At 47.6% G+C, this 229-nt stretch carries 1 protein-coding gene; it reads right to left on the reverse strand.

Annotation, left to right across the window (positions count from 1 at the left end):
- Positions 1–229: cadherin-like domain-containing protein (locus tag BCU91_RS20315; RefSeq protein WP_157936303.1), on the reverse strand; the 229-nt coding region annotated here is incomplete at both ends.

Consider the following 229-nt stretch of genomic DNA (forward strand, 5'->3'; position numbering starts at 1 on the left):
TAATGCCGTCTTCATTCATGGTGAATTCGACATCAGGTGCTACTGCAGCATCATTGACAGGATTGACTGTGAGGTCAACACCTGCTGCCACTGTAGTGGTGCCATCTGAGACATCAAAGCGTAAGTCTAAGTCGCCATTAAAGTCTGCATCTGGGGTAATCGTAAAGCTGCCATCTGGGTTAGCCACAACGGTGGCATTATCGCCTACTGAGAGGTTTTCAGCAGTTAA

Origin of the sequence: Shewanella sp. 10N.286.52.B9, from assembly GCF_002873635.1 — a bacterium.
Lineage (GTDB): Bacteria > Pseudomonadota > Gammaproteobacteria > Enterobacterales > Shewanellaceae > Shewanella.